The 19,767-nt window shown below is 75.1% G+C and carries 17 protein-coding genes; 1 reads left to right on the forward strand and 16 read right to left on the reverse strand.

The features are described from left to right. Positions 1 to 2 precede the first annotated feature (2 nt). The 6 genes from scpB to ald form a co-directional block, all read right to left on the reverse strand. Positions 3 to 827 (reverse strand): SMC-Scp complex subunit ScpB, encoded by an 825-nt coding sequence (gene scpB, locus DQ239_RS02325; RefSeq protein WP_199582494.1) that lies wholly within the window; start codon positions 825 to 827, stop codon positions 3 to 5. Next, on the reverse strand, positions 824 to 1,705 hold the full coding sequence (locus DQ239_RS02330; protein WP_113832618.1) for a ScpA family protein: 882 nt from the start codon (positions 1,703 to 1,705) through the stop codon (positions 824 to 826). Before DQ239_RS02330 ends, scpB begins: the two co-directional genes overlap by 4 nt. A gap of 27 nt (positions 1,706 to 1,732) precedes the next feature. Beyond that, positions 1,733 to 2,260, reverse strand: coding sequence for a hypothetical protein (locus DQ239_RS02335; protein WP_113832619.1), 528 nt, complete (start codon positions 2,258 to 2,260; stop codon positions 1,733 to 1,735). Beyond that, positions 2,257 to 3,162, reverse strand: coding sequence for an AAA family ATPase (locus tag DQ239_RS02340; protein ID WP_113832620.1), 906 nt, complete (start codon positions 3,160 to 3,162; stop codon positions 2,257 to 2,259). The genes DQ239_RS02335 and DQ239_RS02340 overlap by 4 nt, the downstream gene beginning before the upstream one ends. A gap of 212 nt (positions 3,163 to 3,374) precedes the next feature. Next, positions 3,375 to 4,301, reverse strand: coding sequence for a site-specific tyrosine recombinase XerD (locus DQ239_RS02345; RefSeq protein WP_233488647.1), 927 nt, complete (start codon positions 4,299 to 4,301; stop codon positions 3,375 to 3,377). Positions 4,302 to 4,351: 50 nt separating this feature from the next. Beyond that, a complete protein-coding gene (gene ald / locus DQ239_RS02350; RefSeq protein WP_113832621.1) occupies positions 4,352 to 5,467 on the reverse strand; it encodes an alanine dehydrogenase in 1,116 nt (371 codons plus the stop codon). A gap of 266 nt (positions 5,468 to 5,733) precedes the next feature. Between ald and DQ239_RS02355 the strand changes: the two genes are divergently transcribed. Next, complete coding sequence (locus tag DQ239_RS02355) at positions 5,734 to 6,354, forward strand: hypothetical protein (RefSeq protein WP_113832622.1); 621 nt, start codon at positions 5,734 to 5,736, stop codon at positions 6,352 to 6,354. A 186-nt stretch (positions 6,355 to 6,540) separates the two neighbouring features. Here DQ239_RS02355 and DQ239_RS20785 read toward each other — a convergent pair whose 3' ends face one another. The 10 genes from DQ239_RS20785 to steA form a co-directional block, all read right to left on the reverse strand. Beyond that, positions 6,541 to 8,247 (reverse strand): HNH endonuclease signature motif containing protein, encoded by a 1,707-nt coding sequence (locus DQ239_RS20785; RefSeq protein WP_233488648.1) that lies wholly within the window; start codon positions 8,245 to 8,247, stop codon positions 6,541 to 6,543. Positions 8,248 to 8,568: 321 nt separating this feature from the next. Next, positions 8,569 to 8,763: a hypothetical protein gene (locus DQ239_RS02370; protein WP_113832623.1), complete on the reverse strand. Its 195-nt coding sequence runs from the start codon at positions 8,761 to 8,763 to the stop codon at positions 8,569 to 8,571. Positions 8,764 to 9,249: 486 nt separating this feature from the next. Then, positions 9,250 to 9,846: an NUDIX hydrolase gene (locus DQ239_RS02375; protein ID WP_113832624.1), complete on the reverse strand. Its 597-nt coding sequence runs from the start codon at positions 9,844 to 9,846 to the stop codon at positions 9,250 to 9,252. Further along, a complete protein-coding gene (locus DQ239_RS02380; RefSeq protein WP_113832625.1) occupies positions 9,846 to 11,582 on the reverse strand; it encodes a CTP synthase in 1,737 nt (578 codons plus the stop codon). Before DQ239_RS02380 ends, DQ239_RS02375 begins: the two co-directional genes overlap by 1 nt. Continuing rightward, complete coding sequence (locus tag DQ239_RS02385; RefSeq protein ID WP_233488651.1) at positions 11,557 to 13,959, reverse strand: hypothetical protein; 2,403 nt, start codon at positions 13,957 to 13,959, stop codon at positions 11,557 to 11,559. Before DQ239_RS02385 ends, DQ239_RS02380 begins: the two co-directional genes overlap by 26 nt. Further along, positions 13,956 to 15,095 (reverse strand): glycosyltransferase family 4 protein, encoded by a 1,140-nt coding sequence (locus DQ239_RS02390; protein WP_113832626.1) that lies wholly within the window; start codon positions 15,093 to 15,095, stop codon positions 13,956 to 13,958. The genes DQ239_RS02385 and DQ239_RS02390 overlap by 4 nt, the downstream gene beginning before the upstream one ends. Then, positions 15,088 to 16,710, reverse strand: coding sequence for a lipid II flippase MurJ (locus DQ239_RS02395; RefSeq protein WP_113832627.1), 1,623 nt, complete (start codon positions 16,708 to 16,710; stop codon positions 15,088 to 15,090). The genes DQ239_RS02390 and DQ239_RS02395 overlap by 8 nt, the downstream gene beginning before the upstream one ends. Beyond that, complete coding sequence (locus DQ239_RS02400; protein WP_113832628.1) at positions 16,707 to 17,555, reverse strand: hypothetical protein; 849 nt, start codon at positions 17,553 to 17,555, stop codon at positions 16,707 to 16,709. Before DQ239_RS02400 ends, DQ239_RS02395 begins: the two co-directional genes overlap by 4 nt. Further along, positions 17,552 to 18,496 carry a copper transporter gene (locus DQ239_RS02405; protein WP_113832629.1) on the reverse strand — a complete coding sequence of 315 codons (945 nt, stop codon included), beginning with the start codon at positions 18,494 to 18,496 and terminating at the stop codon, positions 17,552 to 17,554. Before DQ239_RS02405 ends, DQ239_RS02400 begins: the two co-directional genes overlap by 4 nt. Beyond that, positions 18,493 to 19,680 carry a putative cytokinetic ring protein SteA gene (gene steA, locus DQ239_RS02410; RefSeq protein WP_113832700.1) on the reverse strand — a complete coding sequence of 396 codons (1,188 nt, stop codon included), beginning with the start codon at positions 19,678 to 19,680 and terminating at the stop codon, positions 18,493 to 18,495. The genes DQ239_RS02405 and steA overlap by 4 nt, the downstream gene beginning before the upstream one ends. Positions 19,681 to 19,767: the final 87 nt, after the last annotated feature.

The following is a 19,767-nucleotide window of genomic DNA, read 5'->3' on the forward strand; positions in this document are numbered from 1 at the left end:
GGTCAGCTGTCCGGGTGCTCGTCGAGGACGGCGGCGGTCTCGGGCAGCAGCGGGGCGAGCTCGGGGAGGTCGGCCAGGCTGCGCAGGCCCAGCCGCTCGAGGAACAGCGGCGTCGTGGCGTACAGCCCTCCCCCGCTGTCCGGGTCGCTGCCCACCTCCGACACCAGCCCGCGGCTGATCAGCGTGCGCATGACGCCGTCGACACCGACGCCGCGGATGGCCGACACGCGGGCGCGGGTCACCGGCTGCCGGTAGGCGATGACGGCGAGGGTCTCCAGCGCCGCCTGGGTCAGCCGGCTGCGCTGCCCGTCGACGAGGAACCGCTCGACGACGGCGGCGTGCTCCTCGCGGGTGTAGAGCCGCCAGCCCGGCCCCACGCGGCGGAGCGTGATCCCCGCCGAGCGTGCGTCGTAGTCCGCGCCGAGGTCGGCCAGCGCGGAGCGGACCTGGTCGACGTCGCAGCGCAGCGCCCCGGCGAGGGTGTCCTCGTCGACCGGGTCGTCCATGACGAACAGCAGCGCCTCGAGCCCACCCCGGAGCTCGACCGGGTCCAGCAGCTCCAGCGGCTCGGGCTCCGGCTCGGGCGCGGGCTCCGGTTCGGGCGCCGCTAGCGGGGATGTGTCGCCGTCGTCCTCGACCGGCACGGGGGCGACGTCGGGCACCTCCACCGGCAGGTCGGAGACCCGCGCCGCGAGCTCGGCGGCGACGGCGTCCCAGGCGGCCGGGTCCTCGTCGCCCCGGCGCGCCGCCTCCTCGCGGGTGGCGGCCAGCTCCGCCGCGAGCGCCTCCCACGAGATGGGCGCCGGCTGCTCGTCGTTCGTCGTCACGAGTACTCCTCGTCGATGTCGTCGGCGTCGCGAGCCGGGGCGCCGGGGCCGGGCAGGACGCCGTCCACGTCGACCGCTCCGTCGGCGGGGTCGCGGCCGGTCCAGCGCACGTGCAGGTCGCCCAGCGGGGTCAGCTGCTCGAAGGTGACCCGCTGCTGCCGGTACAGCTCGAGCAGCGCCAGGAACCGGGCGACGACCTCGAGGGTGTGCGTGCAGTCGGCCGTGAGCGCCCGGAAGGAGAGGGTGCCGGCGCGGGAGAGGTGGTCGCGGACGGCCACGAGCTGCTCGCTCACGCTGACCGCCGGCGCGTGCAGGTGCGCCACCCCCACCACCTCGGGGGCCTTCGGCGCGAGGGCTCGGGCGGCCAGGGCGGCGAACTGCTGCGGCGTGAGGTCCAGCGTCACCTCGGGCACCAGGTCGGCGAAGCGCGCGTCCAGGGCGGCGGTGCGCGGGAACCGCTGGGCGGCCTCGGCCTCGCGCTCGCGCAGGAAGGCCGCCGCCTGCTTGTAGGCCTTGTACTGCAGCAGCCGGGCGAAGAGCAGGTCGCGGGCCTCGAGCAGCTCGAGGTCCTCCTCGTCGTCGACGTCGGCGGCCGGCAGCAGCCGGGCGGCCTTGAGGTCGAGCAGCGTCGAGGCGACCACCAGGAACTCGCTGGCCTGGTCGAGGTCGAGCTCGTCGCCGAGCGCCCGCAGGTGGGCGATGAACTCGTCGGTGACCGTCGACAGCGCGATCTCGGTGACGTCGAGCTTGTGCTTGCCGATCAGCTGCAGCAGCAGGTCGAAGGGACCCTCGAAGTTGGTCAGCCGGACGGTGAAGCGCGCGGGCGTGACCTCGTTCGTCGTCCCTCCCGCCCCGCCTGACCCATCGCTCGCCTCCACGGACAGCGAGCGTAGGCCGGACAGGGCTCAGCGCTTGAGGCGACGCACCAGGACGGAGTCCTCACCGCGCTCGTCCAGGTCCGCGAGGATCACCGCGATCGCCTCGCGGACGATGCGCCCGCGGTCGGCGGCCACGCCGTGCTGGCCGCGCAGGGTGAGCCGGGCGGTCTCGAGCTGCATGAGCTCGTCGGCCGAGATGTAGACGGTGATCTTCTCGTCGTGCTTGGTGCGCTCCCGGCCGCGGGCCGGACGCCCCCGGGTGGGCACGCGCGGCTGCATCACCGGCGCGGGGGCCGGGGCGCCGCGGAAGGCGGCCAGCTCGTCGTCGCCGGTGGCCGGGGTCGCGGCGGCACCGCCGGGCACCAGGGTCAGCGGGCTGGCGGCGGCCTCGGGCGCGGGCTCCTCGGCGCGGCGGCCAGCGGCCGCGCCGCGCAGGGCCGGCGAGCTGACCGTCGTGCTCAGGCTGGGCAGCTCGGTGACCTCGGGGACGGCGTTGGCGGCATCGGTGCGGCGGAACAGCTCCGACGCCCCCGGCAGCACGGGACGCCGCGTCACAGCGCGATCACCTCCTTGGCGAGATCGCGGTAGGCCGCGGCACCCGACGAGGTGGGGGCCCAGGTGGTGATCGGCTGGCCGGCGACGGTGGTCTCCGGGAACCGCACGGTGCGCTGGATGACGGTCTGGAAGACGGTGTCGCCGAAGGCCTCGACGACCCGGCTGAACACCTCCTTGCAGTGCACGGTCCGCGGGTCGTACATCGTGGCGAGGATGCCGGAGATCTCCAGCTGCGGGTTGAGCCGCTCCTTGACCTTGTCGATGGTGTCGACGAGCAGGGCGACCCCGCGCAGGGAGAAGAACTCGCACTCCAGCGGGATCATCACGCCCTGCGCCGCGGTCAGGGCGTTGACCGTGAGCAGGCCCAGCGAGGGCTGGCAGTCGATGAGGATGTAGTCGTACTCGTCGCGCACGTCGGCGAGCACCCGCAGCAGGGTCTGCTCGCGGGCGACCTCGCTGACCAGCTGCACCTCGGCGGCGGACAGGTCGATGTTGCTGGGCACCAGGTCCAGGCCCGGGATGTCGGTGTGCACCCGGACGTCCCGCAGCGACGTGCGGCGCTCCATGAGGGCGTTGTAGATGGTGCGGTCCATGGTCTGCGCGGGCACGCCCAGGCCGACCGACAGGGCACCCTGCGGGTCGAGGTCGATGAGCAGCACCTTGCGGCCGAACTCGGTCAGCGCGGCACCCAGGTTGATCGTCGACGTCGTCTTGCCGACGCCGCCCTTCTGGTTGCACATCGCGATCACGTGCGCCGGGCCGTGCTCGGTGAGCGGCCGCGGGTCCGGCAGCCGGCGCTGCCGGGCACGCGCGGGGTCCTGCCGCGAGGCGGCGGCACCCATCTCGGGGTCGGTGTCGCGCGGGCGCGCGACGGCGTGGGCCGCGTCCGCTCGGATCGCCATGGGTCTGTCGCCTCCAGGTCGTGCCCGATCCGGTCGGTGCCGGGTGCGGCCAGCCGTCCTGTCCGCTCGGGTGAATCGAAACTATGGAGTGGGAGAACTCTTCCCAAGGAGGCTCGCCGCGCGTCGTGTCGACATGGCGATCTGTGACAACCAGTGTGACGGCTCAACCCGAACCGGCGTGAAGATCTGCCGACAGTCCGGGCTGCGGGCTGTCAGTTAAGCGCTCGCGGGTGGCTGGTGGCGTACACCTCGCGCAGCCGGTCGACGGTCACCAGCGTGTAAACCTGCGTCGTCGTCACCGAGGCGTGGCCCAGCAGCTCCTGCACCACGCGCACGTCGGCCCCGCCGTCGAGCAGGTGGGTGGCGAACGAGTGCCGCAGCGTGTGCGGCGAGACCGAGCGGGCCAGCTCGCTGCTGCCGCCGGCGGCGCGCTCGGCGGCCGATCGCAGGATCTGCCAGGCGCTCTGCCGGGACAGCGGCCCTCCCCGCACGTTGAGGAACAGCGCCCCGCCGCGCACCCCCGCCCTGCTCTTCGCCGCGAGCTCGGGCCGGGCCCGGACGAGGTAGTCCTCGACGGCGCGCAGCGCATAGCTGCCCACGGGGACGATGCGCTCCTTGCCGCCCTTGCCGGCCAGCCGCACCGTCGCCTGCCCGCGGTCGACGTCGTCCACGGCCAGGCCGACCGCCTCGGAGATGCGCGCGCCGGTGCCGTACAGCAGCTCGAGCAGGGCGCGGTCCCGCAGGCCGCGCGACCCCTCGACCACTCCGGCGGCCTCGATGAGCGCCACCACCGACTCCACGGGCACGGCCTTGGGCAGCCGCCGCGCGGGCGTGGGCGGCCGGATCTCGGCGGCGACGTCGTCGGGCACCAGGCCGTCGAGCAGCGCGAAGCGGTGCAGTCCGCGGACGGCGACCACGGCGCGGGCGGCCGAGGTGGCCGACAGCGGCGGGTGGTCGTCGTCGCCCCGGCGCAGCGCGGCGAGGAAGCCCGCCACGTCGGACTCGGCGATCTCGCCCAGGCCGCGCACGCCGGCGTCGTCGAGGTACTCGGTGTACCGGCGCAGGTCGCGCCGGTAGGAGGCGATGGTGTTGGCGGCGAGCCCGCGCTCCACGGTGAGGTGGTCCAGGTACCCGGTCACGGCGCGGGCCACGTCGGACCCGGAGACGCGCGGGGGGACGTCGGCGACGGTCAGGACAGCACCTCCGCCAGCGGCACCGCGGTCCGGCCGTGCGCCCGGGCGACCTCGGGGAGCACCACCTGACCCCCGGCCACGTTCACCCCGTGGGCCAGCGCGGGGTCGGCGGCCACCGCGGCGGCGGTCCCCTGCCCGGCCAGCGCCATGACGTAGGGCAGCGTCACGTTGGTCAGGGCGTGGGTGGAGGTGTTCGGCACCGCGCCGGGCATGTTGGCCACGCAGTAGAAGACCGACTCGTGCACCCGGAACGTGGGCTGGTCGTGGGTGGTGGGCCGGGTGTCCTCGAAGCAGCCGCCCTGGTCGACGGCGATGTCGACGAGCACCGAGCCCGGCTTCATGCGCGACACCAGCTCGTTGCTGACCAGCACTGGTGCGCGGGCGCCGGGGACGAGCACCGCCCCGATGACCAGGTCCGCGTCGAGCACCGCCCGCTCGACCTCGTAGGCGCTCGAGGCCACGGTCTGCAGGTGGCCCTGGTAGATGCGGTCGGCGGCGCGCAGCTTGTCGATGTCCTTGTCCAGGACGACGACCTCCGCCTGCATGCCGAGCGCGATCGCCGCCGCGCTCATCCCCGAGACGCCGGCACCGAGGACGACGACCTTCGCGGCGTAGACCCCGGGCACCCCGCCCAGGAGGACGCCGCGCCCGCCGTGCGCCCGCTCGAGGGCGTGCGCGCCGACCTGGGGCGCCATCCGCCCGGCGACCTCGCTCATCGGCGCCAGCAGCGGCAGCGCGCCGTCGGCGGTCTGGACGGTCTCGTAGGCGATCGCGGTGGTACCCGAGGCGACCAGCGCGTCGGTGCACTCCTTGGACGCGGCCAGGTGGAGGTAGGTGAACAGGGTCTGCCCCGCGCGCAGCCGTCCGTACTCCTCGGCCACCGGCTCCTTGACCTTGAGCAGCAGGTCGGCCTCGGCCCACACGTCGTCGGCGGCGGGCACCAGCCGGGCGCCGGCCGCGGCGAACTCGGCGTCCGGGATCGAGGACCCCTCCCCCGCGCCGCTCTCGACCAGGACGGTGTGCCCGGCCCGGGCGAGCTCGGTCACGCCGGCGGGGGTGAGCGCCACCCGGTACTCACCGCTCTTGACCTCTCGGGCCACCCCGACCTGCATGGGCGGAGTCTAGGCACGCGACCGCCTCCGGACGTCCGACCTGCGGGCGGTCGCGGCCGCCCAGCTCCTCCGGGGTGCGGGTGTGCTGCCGTCCGGCTGACCTGCGCGCGCCCCGCCCGAGTGCCGGGTGCTGCGTCCGGCTCGCCCGCGCCCGCCCGGCCCGAGTGCCGGGTTGCTGCCGTCCGGGTCGGCGTGTCCGCCCGTGTCGGCGACCGCAACCCCGCACTCGACCTGCGGCGCGGATCCGTCGACCGAAGGATGGGCGGATGCGCCTGTACGCCCAGAACCCCGCTCTCCGCCTGCGCCAGCTCGCCGCCGACGTCGGGCTGCTGGTGTGGATCGTCGGCTGGGTGCTCGCCGCCCGGGCCGTGCACGGCGCGGTGCTGCTGCTGGCCGGGCCGGGGCAGGCGGTCGAGGACCTCGGCCGGTCGGTCGGGGGCAGCATGGAGTCCGCGGCCGGCGCGGCCGAGGACGTGCCGCTGGTGGGCGACGAGCTGTCGGCGCCGTTCGACGCGCTGGCCGAGGCGAGCGGCTCGGTGCGTGGTGCCGGGCAGAGCGCGCAGGACGCCGTCGAGACGCTGGCGACGATCCTCGCCGTCGCCCTCGTCGTGCTGGCGGTCGGCTGGATGCTGCTCCGCTGGCTGCCCTGGCGGACCCGCTGGCTGCGCGAGGCCACCGCGGCCGCCCGGGTGCTGCGCGCCGGCCCCACCGGCGGCCCCGATCTGGAGCTGCTGGCCGCCCGGGCGATGGCGACCGCTCCGCTCCCCCGCCTCGCCGCACTGCCGCCGGGCACGGGCGCGGCGTGGCGGGCCGGTGACCCGGCGGCCGTCCGGAGCCTGGCCGCCCTCGAGCTCGACCGGCTGGGACTGCGGCTGCCGGGCGCCTGAGCGACTGTGCCGTCTGAGCGCCTGGGCGTTCTGAGCGACTGGACTGTCCGCCACCCCTGCTCGTCCGCGCGACATGTCGACTCCTCGACGTGACGGTGCGTCGAGGAGTCGACATGTCGGTGCGTCGACAGGACATCCCACAGGCCACGCCTCGGACGGTGGCGTACGGCCGACGGGGTTCGGCGATCAGAATGGCGGCGGATCCGCCGGCACTGCTGGCCTCGACGGCTCCGGTCCCGGTGGTCGGAGACCGGGCGGACGGGTTGTCCGGGTGACTCCCGACGGGCTGGTGACGTGCAGAGTCCCGTCGCGGTCCAGGCGGAAGTCCCAGCCCGCAGCGAAGGTCTTCAATCGGTGGTGGGAGCGGCAGGCGCAGCACAGGTTGGCGCAGGACGTCCGCCCGCCGGCGGCATGGGCGACCACGTGGTCCAGATCCGCCAGGCCCACCCGTTGGCCGCAGTTCGGGAACCGGCACCGCCGGTCGCGGGTCGTGACGAACCGGCGCTGAGCCGCCCCGGGCGTGTAGGCGTCGACGTCATCGGGCGGGCCGAGCACGGCGCACGCGCACCCGCCCGACCCCTCGTCGCCGGTGGCTTCCGCACCCGAGCCGTCGCCCACCCGGGTGGGGGCCTCGGAGTGCTCCGCCTCGGAGTGCTCCGCCTCGGAGTGCTCCGCCTCGGAGTGCTCCGCCTCGGAGTGCCCAGCCCCGGAGTCCTTCATCGCGGGCTCTTCCGGTTCGGGCTGCTCCGTCGCGGGCTCTTCCGCCTCGGAATGGTCCGTGGAGGGCTGTTCCGCCTCGATCCCGCCGTCGCCCGGGTGCTCGACGCACCCCCGCGCGGCGAGGCGGGCGAGCTCCGCGGCGGTCACCGTGGCCAGCAACTGCCCGCGCTCGTCGGTGATCGCGAACGTGAGGGAGCCACCGGCCGGCGTGGTCAGACCGATCGCCTCGATCCGGCGGAGCAGGTCACGCACGTGCGCGGCGGTGATCGGGAACCCGTCCACCTCGCCGCCCCGGCTGCTGGTGCCCTCCAGCCCGTCGAGGGCAGCAGTGACCGTCAGCTGCACCGTCACACCGGGCAGCCCGTGGTCGGCGGGGCGCCGGATGAGCATCGAGTGGATGGCCGACCGGATCTGCCCGATCGGCCGCTCGTCGCCGTCGGCCTTCGCCATCGCGGCCAACTGGTCGATGACGGCGTAGCAGGCCGCGGCTTCCTCCGCGCTCATCTCGGCGGTCAGCACCGCCATCCCGTCAGCGGTCGGGTAGGTGCGCACGTCGGCAGCTTGCTGCGCCTCGGCTCGACGCTCGTCGATCGCCGTCGCGTCCAGCTCGGCCAGTAGCTCCAGCGCACGAGTCTGCAGACGGGTGGGTGACATGTCCTCGGCCTCGGACAGCAGCGCTGCCTCGACCGCCCGCGCCAGCTCCGGCCTCGCGGACTGCAGCGCCTCGGCCAGCACGCCCGCCCGCCGCTCGTCCAACCGCCCCTCGCGGAGGGCCGCGAACGTCGCCGGCAGGTTCTCCCGCCAGGTGAACGCCCGCCGGGCCCGGAACGACGCGGTGCCTCTGCCGAGGTTGATCGCGTGCGCCAGCTCGTCGGGGAAGAACTCGCTGACCCCGGGGAACTCGGGATCGGTCTTCCGCCAGGTCCGCCGGCGGGCTCCGGGAGTACCGGGCGCCGGGTCGTCGGTGTCGGGCCGCAGCTCGGCGAGCCGCAGGATCAGCTCCGCTTCACGGGCAGCTTGCCGCGCCCTGTCGCGCTGGACGGCGGCCAGCTCCCGGGCGACCTGGGCGTCGTCCAGCCACTCGGCGGGCAGCTGCAAGTGTGCCTCCGGCTGGGCGCTCACCCAGTCGAACAGCACCCCCTCCGCGATGGAGGTCCCCGCCAGCCTCTGCACATCTCGAACCTACGGGCCACGTCTGACAATTTCGGGCGCGCGGAGTGCAACCACGGAGGGATATGACCCGGACCGGCCATTCCCCGTCGACTCGCCCGGACTGCGGCATCAGGTACAGGCCGGCGACCACCGACCGCCGTCGTGAGCGCTTGCACGACGGCTGGGCCACGAACACAAGCACTCAGTAGTCACGAGTGATCCCAGCGTCGCCCTCTTCTCGCCAGAAGGAACCGCTCCAGTCGGCTGCGTCATCCAGCTTTCCTTCCGGATTGCTGACGAAGGTGCCGCTACCGATTCCGCAGAACTGCGCGACCCCGGCCTTCAAGCTGCGAATGTTGCCCCTGAATCTTCGTCGAGGTCGTGCGCGTTCAACAGCGACCGAATTACCGAGGTCTGGTCCTCGAACTCCATCCTCACGTACTCGGTGCAGGTGGTGTCGTCCGCGCTGGCTCCACATCCTCCCAACGCCAGCAGACATGCCACCACGACTACCATGCCGGTGCCTGGCTGGGCCATGCCCACTCCTGCGCTCAGGTCGTCGGTCTCCGATGGGTGATGGTGCCCCCGTGGCGGCTGGCTGGTGGAACCTGAGTGTGATCGCAACCGGCGGGTGCGTTCGGCTGAGCTGCGAAGCCACTCACGGCCACTCCACGCGCCAGGACAACGCAGGGGCTCAGTGACGACGGCCCGGGACCGCCCCGTCGTGGGCCGCTCAGGCCGACGTGTCCCTCGGCAGCTGAGCACCGCAGGCGCAGCACCGATCCCCCGCTCCGAGCGGAGCGCGGCAGTTCGGGCACACGAATTGCGGCGGGCCGTCGGGAGGAACGGTCGGCGGTGGCGATGTGGGCCAACGCCAACGGTCACGACGACGCCACCTGTCGGGCACCGGTAGGGGCACGGCGTTCAGCCTGCCAGCCGATGTACGACGGCGGGCCGCTCACCGCGAGGTTGGGTGGCTCCCTGGAGTGCCGCACCCACGTGCGCGTGCCGGTCGTCCGACCGTCAGACGGCGTCGACGTCCCGCAGCCGCGGACGGGCCGCCCGCACCTGAGCCGTGGCCAGCAGCCCGACGACGGCGGACGCGTTCCGGATGTCGCCGTCGAAGACGCGCTGCACGGCGTCGGCCAGCGGCACGCGCTCGATGGTCATGTCGAGCTCCTCGTGCTCGACGACGAACCCCTCGGGACGGTCGACCGCGGAGAGGCCCTCGGCGAGGTAGATCAGCACCTGCTCGTCGGTGAACCCGGGCGAGCTGTAGTGGGTGGTAAGCAGCGACCACCGCTGGGCGGCCAGCAGCGCTTCCTCGGCGAGCTCCCGCTTCGCCGTCTCCAGCGGCGGCTCGCCGTCGGCGTCCCGCAGGCCGGCGGGCAGCTCCCACAGGTAGCGCCCCACGGGGTGCCGGTACTGCCGGAGCAGCAGCACGCGGTCCTCGTCGTCGACCGCGACGACCGCGACCGCGCCCGGGTGCGCCACGACCTCGCGCACCGAGTCCCCGCCGCCGGGCATGGCGACGGTGTCCCGCCGCAGCGAGATGACGCGGCCATCGAAGAGCGTCTCGCTGTCCAGCACCCGGTAGGCGTGCGGGGCGGCGTCGGGCATCAGGTGCCGACCTGCTGCGCCTCGTCGAGGACGACGGGCAGCCGCGTGGACTCCTGGTAGTCGATGGCGGCCTGCACGAACCCGGCGAACAGCGGGTGCGGGCGCGTGGGGCGGCTCTTGAGCTCCGGGTGCGCCTGGGTGCCCACGAAGAAGGGGTGCGCCTCGCGCGGCAGCTCGGCGAACTCGACCAGGGTGCCGTCGGGCGAGGTGCCGGAGAACACCAGGCCGGCCTCGGTGAGCCGGTCGCGGTAGGCGTTGGCCACCTCGTAGCGGTGCCGGTGCCGCTCGGTGATCTCGGTCGAGCCGTAGACGCCCGCGGTCACCGACCCGTGCTGCAGCGTGGCCGGGTAGCTGCCCAGGCGCATGGTGCCGCCCATGTCGCGCTCGCCGGAGACGACGTCGACCTGCGTGGCCATCGTGGCGATGACGGCCTCGGGGGTCTCGGGGTCGAACTCGGTGGAGTTGGCCTTCTCCAGCCCGGCGACGTCGCGGGCGTACTCGATGACCATGCACTGCAGGCCCAGGCACAGGCCCAGCGTCGGGATGCCGTTGGTGCGGGTGTGCCGGATCGCGCCCAGCTTGCCCTCGATGCCGCGGACGCCGAAGCCGCCGGGGATGCAGACGCCGTCGACGCCGGCCAGCGCCCGCGCCGCGCCCTCGGGGGTCTCGCAGTCGTCCGACGGCACCCAGCGGATCTGCACCCGGCTGCGGTGGGCGAACCCGCCCGCGCGCAGCGCCTCGGTGACCGACAGGTAGGCGTCGGGCAGGTCGATGTACTTGCCGACCAGCGCGATGGTGACCGTGGCCTTCGGCGCGTGCACCCGGTCGAGCAGGTCGCCCCACACGGTCCAGTCCACGTCGCGGAAGGGCAGCCCCAGCCGGCGGACGACGTAGGCGTCCAGGCCCTCGCTGTGCAGCACCTTCGGGATGTCGTAGATCGACGGCGCGTCGGGGCAGGAGATGACCCCCTCGGCGTCGGTGTCGCACATCAGGCTGATCTTGCGCTTGAGCCCCTCGGAGATCTCCCGGTCCGAGCGGCAGACCAGCGCGTCGGGCTGGATGCCGATGCTGCGCAGCGCGGCGACCGAGTGCTGCGTCGGCTTGGTCTTCAGCTCACCGGAGGGCGCGATGTAGGGGATCAGCGAGATGTGCAGGAAGAAGCAGTTGTCCCGGCCGATCTCGTGCCGCACCTGGCGGGCGGCCTCGAGGAAGGGCAGCGACTCGATGTCGCCGACCGTGCCGCCGATCTCGGTGATGACGACGTCGACCCGCTCCGGCCCCTCGGCGGCGGCCATGATCCGGGACTTGATCTCGTTGGTGATGTGCGGGATCACCTGCACGGTGTCGCCCAGGTACTCCCCTCGCCGCTCCTTGGCGATGACGTCGGAGTACACCTGCCCGGTCGTCACGTTGGCGCGCCCGGACAGGTCGATGTCGAGGAAGCGCTCGTAGTGACCGACGTCCAGGTCGGTCTCGGCGCCGTCCTCGGTGACGAACACCTCACCGTGCTGGAACGGGTTCATCGTCCCGGGATCCACGTTGAGGTACGGGTCCAGCTTCTGCATGGTGACCCGCAGCCCGCGGCCGGACAGCAGCGCGCCCAGCGAACTGGCGGTCAACCCCTTGCCGAGGGAGGAGACAACCCCGCCGGTGACGAAGACGAACTTCGTCGGCTGGGAGTTGCGGAGGAGGCCGCGTGATGCGACGGATTCAAGCGTTCCAGACGGTCGACCCACGGGAGACGACCGTAACACGGTCCGGGCCGCCGGCCGGGCCCGTGTCGGCCGCGCCGGGCTCGGGCTCCCCCTTCCCGGGGGTGTCGCGCCGGGGTGCACCCGCCAGCCAGATGAGCAGCGGCACCAGCAGCGCCGCCGCGGTCGCTGGCAGCGCGACGCCGGAGTCGTTCACCGCCGCGCCCAGCGCCAGGCTGAGCGCGCCGGAGACCAGCCCGGCCCGGAGGACGGCGGCGTCGGCGGCCGCCAGACCGCCGGGCGGCACCCCCTGCGCCGAGCGCAGCGGCCCGCCCGGGCGGAGCAGCCAGACGGCGGCCACGAGAGCGACCGGCAGCATGTAGGCCAGCGGGCTGCCCAGCAGGATGTCGAGGTTCGCCTGCGCCTTGCGGGAGACGACGGTCACCGCCTCGCCGGTGAGCACCTGCTCCACGAAGCGGCCGAGGTGGCTGCGCTCGTCGGCCGGCCCGCTCCAGTCCAGGACGGCGATGCTGCCCACGGCCAGCACCGCGGCGCCGAGGATGACGCCCAGGCGCGCCACGGTGACCCGCGCGCCGGTCAGCAGCATGGCCAGGAGCAGGAACCCGGGCAGCGAGGCGAGCACCCCGCCGAAGTCGCGGCCCAGGGACGGGGCCCCGATCACGGCCACGGTCAGCAGCCCGGAGCCCAGGACGACGGCGGCCACCACCCGGCGCCGGCGCCCGGGTGACGCCCGGCGGCCCAGTGCGGTGGCGGCGGCCGCGGTGAGCAGCAGCGCGCTGACCGAGAGCAGCCCGAAGCTGAGGTTGCCGTAGCCGGTGAAGCGGCCGGCGACGATCGCCGAGTATCCGAGCAGGCCGTTGAGCTCCAGCGTCGAGCCGGTGAGGACGTCCCCGACCAGCGTCGCCAGCGTGACCGCCAGGACCACCAGCGGCGGGCCCAGCCGGGCGCGGCGCCACGGCCCGAGCAGGGCGACGGCGGTGACCACACCGGCGGTGCCGACGACGGCGAGCGCCAGCGCGGTCAGCGGCGAGCCGGTCCGCTCCCACGGCACCAGACCGGCGAGGTAGGTCGCCACCGGCAGCGCGGCGACCGCCAGGCAGAGCACCCGGAGCGCCGCCGGAGCACCCCGGACCCGCCCGAGGCGGGCCCCGCCGCCGCGCACCCCGAGCACGAGGAGCCCGAGGGCGACCGTGGCGGCACCGACGAGCACCAGCAGCCAGAAGAACGTGCCGACGTTCCGGTGGTGCACCGTCGCCGCCACGTTCATGTGCTCGAGGTCGGTGACCGCCTCCGCGAGCGCCGGACGGTCGGCGGTGGCCCGCAGCGGCTGGCCGTTCATCGACGCCGGCACGTCCCGGCCCAGCGCGACCAGGGCCGTGGGCGCCAGGTCGATGAGCTGCACGTAGGGCGCCCGGCCGGTGCTGGCCGAGCTCAGCCAGCCGCCGGTGTCGAAGCCGGGCCCGGTCGCGATGCCCACGTGCAGCTGCGGCCGGCCGTCGTTGACCTCGGAGATCCCCGCCAGGAGCACCAGGGTCTCCCCCGGCAGCTGCGCCACGGCGCCGGAGAGCCGGCCGACCGCCTCGTCGATGTCGGCCAGGCCCTCGGCCCGCGGCAGCGGGTCGGTGCCGTCGTCGGTCCGGTCCTGGCCGGGGGTGCCGGCCAGGGTGAGCTGGTCCAGCGTGACCAGGCTCAGGTCGCACTCCTCGAGGAACGCCGTGAGGTCGGTGGGCGCGTTCGGCAGGGTGACCCGGCGGTCCAGGCGCACGTCCGGTGCGGCCACCGCCAGCGCGGCCGCCCGGCCGGACACCCCCGCGCACCCGACGCCGGCGCCCAGCGCGGCCGGCTCGGCGCCGAAGCGGGCCGTGCCTTCGTCGTCGGCGGTCCGCTGCACCGTGGCCGCCGGATCGTCCAGCGCCACGGCGGCGATCCGCTCCTGCAGGCCGCAGTAGGACAGCGAGGTGTCCACGCGCGGCTCGGCCGGTTCCTCACCGGTACCGGGGTCGGTCGGGGTGTTGCCGGGCACCGGTGGGCCGGGCACGTCCTCCGGCAGCGGGACGGTCGGCAGCGGCACCGGCGGCAGCCCGTCGTCCGGCCCCGGGAAGCGGGCGCGGTTGCCCGCACCGAGGGTGGCCCAGCCGTCGAGCAGGCAGGTGGTCCCGCGCGCGGCGCGCACCGAGAGGGCACCGATCGAGCCCTGCTCGGCCATCTCCCACAGGAAGGGGGTCGTCGTGGCGTCGACGTCGCTCCAGACCAGGCCGGGGACGCCGACGACGAGGACGCGGTCCACGCTCGCCGCGTCGTCCGCCGTCCCCTCCTCCGCGGCCGAGGCGGGGGGCACCCCGCCGAGGAGCGCCACGAGCAGCAGCATCAGCGGCAGGACCCACCGCCGGGCGTCGTTCACGACGGCCCGGCTTCCGGCGGCCCCAGCAGCTCCCGGTAGACGGCGACGACGCGACGCCCCGCACCCGCCTCGTCCGGCCACTGCGCCGCCTGCCGCCGGCCCGCCTCCCCCAGCGCGGCCGCGTGCGCGGGATCGCCGAGCACCCGCTCCAGGGCGTCGGCCAGAGCCGGCGCGTCGCCCACGGGCACCAGGTCGGCCGCCTCCCCCACCAGCTCGGGGATGCCGCCGGCGCGGGTGGAGACCAGCGGAGTGCCCGCGCGCAGCGCCTCCTGCGCGGTGAAGGGGCTGCCCTCCCAGCGCGAGGGCAGCACGCACACGTCGGCGGCACCCAGCAGGTCGGCGACGTCGTCGCGCCGCCCGAGCAACACCACCGGCAGCCGCTCCGCCGCGATCCGGGCGGCGAGCTCGTCGTGCAGCGGGCCGTCCCCGGCGATCGCCACCAGCGGCGGGTCGTCGCGGCCGGCCCACCGGCCGACGGCGTCGAGCAGGACGTCGTAGCCCTTCTGCGGGTGCAGCCGGCCCACCGCCACCACCAGCGGCCGGCCCTCGGCGACGCCCAGCTCGGCCCGGACCTCGTCCCGGCCGCGGCGGGCGGGAGCCAGCGGCGGCGCCAGCGCGGGAGCGACCCGCACGTCGGGCGCGCCCGCCCGGCGGGCGTTGGCGGCCAGGTCGCTGGAGACGGCCAGCACCAGGTCCGCACCCCGGACGGTGAGCCGCTCCAGGGCCTGCATCGCCCCCCGCAACCGGCCGCCGCCCTCCTGCAGCGCGTTGTGCAGCGTGAGGACCAGCGGCGGGCGCGGCCTCCGGAGCCGCAGCGCGGCGGCCGCGACCAGGCCGGCGCGCAGCCCGTGGGCGTGCACCAGGTCGGCGCCGGCGACGGCGCGGCGCAGCTGCAGGACGGCCCGGGCGTCGGCCACCGGCGCCAGGCCGGACGAGATGCCCACGGGGGTGAAGTCCGCACGGCGGGCGGTGAAGCCGAACAGCTCCTCGGTCGCCGCTGCACCGGCCACCCCGACGTCGGCGCCGGCCTCGCGCACGACCGGCAGCAGGGCCCGGACGTGCGTGCCCACCCCGCCCGCGCTGGTGGCCAGCACCTCGACCACGCGGCGGCCGGCGAGCGGGGGTCGCTCAGCCACGGTGCACCTCCTGCCGGTCGGGCGCGCGCAGGGCGCCGAGCGCGGCGGTCAGCGGGCCCCGCGCGGCCCCCATCATGACCGCCAGGACGACGACGAGCACGAGCGCTGCGGCCAGCACGCCGACGCCGACCGCCACGAGGACCCCCTGCTCCGGCACCGGGTCGGCGCCCAGGGCCCGGGACAGCGCGAGCCCGGCGGCCGCTCCCGCCGCGGCCGCCGCGAGCGCCGCCGTCCCGATGCGGGGCAACCCGGCCAGCGAGCCCGCCGGCGCGGTGCGCGCGACCACGACGAGCAGCGCGAGGCCGGCGACGGTGACACCCAGCGTGTGCCCGACACCGAGGGCGGCCGCCCGGTCCGCGGCGGGCAGCGCCCCGGCCAGGACGACGTCGGCGACGACGGCGACCAGCCAGCCACCGACCACGCAGGCGGTCGGCGCCTTCCACAGCCCGCGGGCGTACAGCGCCCGGGTGAGGACGGCGACCAGGCCGTAGCCCACGAGCCCCGGGGCGAACGCGATCGTGGTGTCGCGCAGGGCGGCCACGTTCGCGTCGGTGTCCGAGGTCAGGAAGACCCGCGCCATGGGCCCGGACACCGCGATCAGCAGCGCGGCGGCGACGGCGGAGGCAACGACCACCAGCGCGGTCACCGGGGCGAGCGCGCGGGCGTACCCGGCGTCGTCGCCCAGCTCGCCGCGCTCGGCCAGCCCCGGGTAGGCCGACGTCGCCAGGGGCACGGCGAGCGCGGCCCACGGGACGAGGAAGAGGGTGAGCCCGGCGCCGTAGACGACCAGGCTGCCGTCGGGCGCGTCGCCGCCGGTGAGCCGGATCGCGACGAAGGCGACCAGCTGCTGGCCGGCCAGGGTCAGCACCCCGGCCACCGCGAGGCGGCGCACGCGTGGCGCCGCACCGACCGGGAAGCGCAGCGAGGGCCGCAGGCCCAGACGGAGCCCGCGCAGCGGGACGAACAGGCTCAGGCTCAGCGCCACCACGCCCAGCGTCGTCCCCACGCCGAGGACGAGCTCGGCCGGCCGGGACAGGTCGGCGACGTCGCGGCTGCCGCCCATCGCGGCGAACAACAGGTAGGCCGAGGCGACCACCACGCTGGACAGCAGGGGGGCGAGGGCGGGGGCGGAGAAGCGCCGGTGCGCTTGCAGCACGCCGGCCAGCACGATGCCGATGCCGTAGAGCACGACCTGGGGCGCGAACACCAGCAGCAGCCGGGCGGCCACGTCGACCTGCTCGGGCTGGCCGGGCCGCAGGAGGCCGGCGATGGGCTCGGCGAGCAGCGCGATCAGCACGGCCAGCGGGGTCAGCACCAGCAGGGTCCAGCCCAGCAGCGCCGACGCCGTCCGGCGCACCTGCTCCCGGTCGCCGACCGCGATGCCCCCGGCGAGCATCGGCACGACCAGGGCCGCCAGCGCTCCGCCGGCGACGACCTCGAACACGATGTTCGGGACGGTGTTGGCCGCCTGGTAGGCAGCCCCGGTGCTGTCGGCGCCCACCGCGTTGGTGAACACCAGGGTGCGGCCGAAGCCGGCCACGCGGGACAGCAGGGTCAGGACGGCGATCAGCGCCGCCGCCCCGGCGACCCCCTGGGCGACCGACCGGCGGGTCACGACGGCCGGCGGCCGAGCCGGTCCAGGTCGCGCAGCCCCGGGGTGGCGTCGATGACGGAGGTGAAGCTGACCTTCTCGCTGGCCAGCGTGAGGGCGACGACGCCGGCGAGCAGGCCGGCCCGGCGGCCCGTTGAGGGGGCGGCGGCCAGGCGCAAACCCAGCAGCGCGCCGAGCGCGTTGGCCCCGCTGTCGCCCAGCATCACCCGCTCGCCCAGGTCGTCGGGGAGCACGGCGAGGCCGGCGCCCAGCGGCCCCGCGACGAGCCCGCCCGTGGGCCCGCCGAGGGTGGCCGCGGCGGTGAGCACGCCGGCCTTGGCGGCGCGCCCGGGCCGCAGGTCCAGCAGGTTGAGCAGGTTGGCGGTGCCGGCGACCAGGCCGGTGGTGAGAACGGCGTCGGTCAGCGCGCCGGGTCCGCGGCCGCGGGTGGTGAGCCACGCGGCGACCGCGCCCGCGGCCCCGATGCCGGCGACCTTGACCGCGCCGGCGGAGACCCGTCCGGCGCGCAGGGCCCGGAGGTGGCCGCCCAGGCCCTTGTCCCGCGCCTGCTCGGGCCGGGCGCCGGCCAGGTCGTCGTAGTCGCCGACCAGACCGGAGACGCCCCCGGCCACGGCGGTGGCCGCACGCCACCCGGCGGGGGCGCCGAGGACGCCGGTGGCCGTGGCGGCGACGGCCAGGGCCGGTCCCCCGAGCAGGGTCACCGGGCGCCCGGCGTAGTTGGTGCGGGCCCACGGCCGGCCGCGGTCGGAGGCGGCGAGGGCGGTCGCCGCCGCGAGGGCGGCCCGCGCGGTCGCGGCCCCGGCGAGCGCCAGGCCCGCCCGGGAGCGGGTGTGGAGCCGCGGCGTCACGGGGTCGCGACCGGCGGCACCGGCTGGGTGTTCCCGCCCGTGCCGTAGGCGCCGGAGGTGCCCTCGCCCTCCGCACGCAGGGCGAGGACGGTGCTGATCCGGCCGGCCGGCGTGCCGACGTTGTCGACGGTGGACACCGACGACGAGAGGTCGGGGTCGTTGCGGACCGTGCCGACCAGGCCGTTGTCCCGCGCGGACACCGCGTCGCCGGCGACGACGACGCCGGACCCGTTGGCGTCCAGCGCGGCGACGAGCTCGACCAGGGTGGCGTTCCGGTCCGCGGCGTCGTCGCCGGTCAGCTCGCCGGAGGTGAGGACGACGGCGTAGTCGGCCGCGGTGACCGAGTCGCTGTCGGTGCGCAGCACCTCGAGCGCGGGCAGCCCCGCGAGCACCGAGGAGGTCGCGGCGGAGTCCGGCGGGGTCCCGTCGCCGGCGGGGACCATGAGCACCTGCGCCAGGAGCGACCCCACGAGCTGCCCGGCGTCGTCGACCTCCGGGAGCGTGATGCCCGAGGGCTTTCCCGAGCCCGTGGCGTAGCTCTGCAGGCTGGACTCCGACGCCGGGTCGCTGAACGCCGGGGTCAGGGTGATCTGCCCGGTGACGGTGCCGCCGGCCTCGGTGATCAGCGCGCTGACCTCCTCGACGTCCCCGGTGTCGACGTCCTCGTCGGCCACGACCAGCAGCACGGTGTCGTCGGCGAGGGCGCCGTCGACCAGCACCGGCGCGACGGCGAGCTGGAACTCGTCGCTGGAGTCCAGCCGGCCCTCCAGCGTCTGCGACCGGTCCTCCAGCGAGCGCTTGTCCTGCTCGAGGGCGTCGACCTGGCTCTCGAGGTCGTCGAGGATCGGCCCGTTGAGCGCGGTGGTGCCGATGACGATCCCGAGGGTGACCGCGAGGAAGACGGCGATCAGCGAGACCAGGTGGTAGCGGAAGTCGATCACGAGAAGAGGTTCTCCAGCCAGAACACGAAGCTGTTCCATTGGTCGAGCAGCAGGTCGAGGTAGACCCGTCCGGCGGTGGACACGACCAGGGTGGAACCGATGGCGACCAGGGCGGCCAGCACGAGGACGACCAGGGCCGTGGTCGAGATGCGGCTGCGGTAGAGCCGGCTCACGCCCTTGGCGTCGACCAGCTTGCCGCCCAGCCGCAGCCGGGTGAGGAACGTCGAGGCCATGCCCCCGCGCCCCTTGTCCAGGAACTCCACCAGGGTGGCGTGGGTGCCGACGGCGACGATGAGCTTGGCGCCCTTCTCGTCGGCGAGCAGCATCGCGATGTCCTCGCTGGTGGCCGCCGCGGGGAAGGTGATGGCCTCGACGCCGAGCTCCTGCACGCGGGGCAACCCCGGGGCACGGCCGTCCGGGTAGGCGTGCACGACGACCTCGGCGCCGGAGGTGAGCGAGGCGTCGCTCACCGAGTCCATGTCGCCGATGATCATGTCGGGCTGGTAGCCGGCCTCGATGAGCGCGTCGGCGCCGCCGTCGACCCCGATGAGGACCGGGCGGTAGTCGCGGATGTAGGACCGCAGCGCTTGCAGGTCCTCCTTGTAGTCGTAGCCGCGGACCACGATGAGGACGTGCCGGCCGTCGATGGCGGTGGTCACGTCGGGCACGCCCACGCCGTCGAGGAGCAGCGCGCGCTCGCGCTTCATGTACTCCATCGTGTTGGCCGCGAACGCCTCCAGCTGCGTGGAGAGCCCGGCGCGCGCCTCGGCCATCGAGGCGTCGACCCGCTCGCGGTCCTGCGCCACGCCCGTGGCGACCACGGTGCCGTCCTCGGTCAGCAGCTGGTCGTCGACCAGGCGGACCGTGGTGCCCTCCTTGAGAGCGGCGAAGACCTCGCGCCCGACGCCGTCGAGCAGCGGGATCCCGGCGTTCACCAGGATCTCGGGCCCGAGGTTCGGATAGCGACCGGAGATGCTCGGGGCGGCGTTGACGACGGCGGCGACCTTGCAGCCCACCAGCGCGTCGGCGCTGACCCGGTCGATGTCGACGTGGTCGATGACGGCGATGTCGCCGGGACGCAGCCTCTTGGTCAGGGTCTTCGTGCGGCGGTCCAGGCGGGCGACGCCGCTCACGCCGGGACCGGACTCCTGTGCCCGGCCACGTCGAAGGGTGCCGATGCGCATGGCCGCCATGCTGTCACGGGGCGCGGATCGCCCGGTCCTCCGACGCGCACCTGCAGTCCACCGGTCACGCAGAGTGCGCGACACCGG

Origin of the sequence: Blastococcus sp. TF02-09 (assembly GCF_003319105.1) — a bacterium.
Lineage (GTDB): Bacteria > Actinomycetota > Actinomycetes > Mycobacteriales > Geodermatophilaceae > Blastococcus.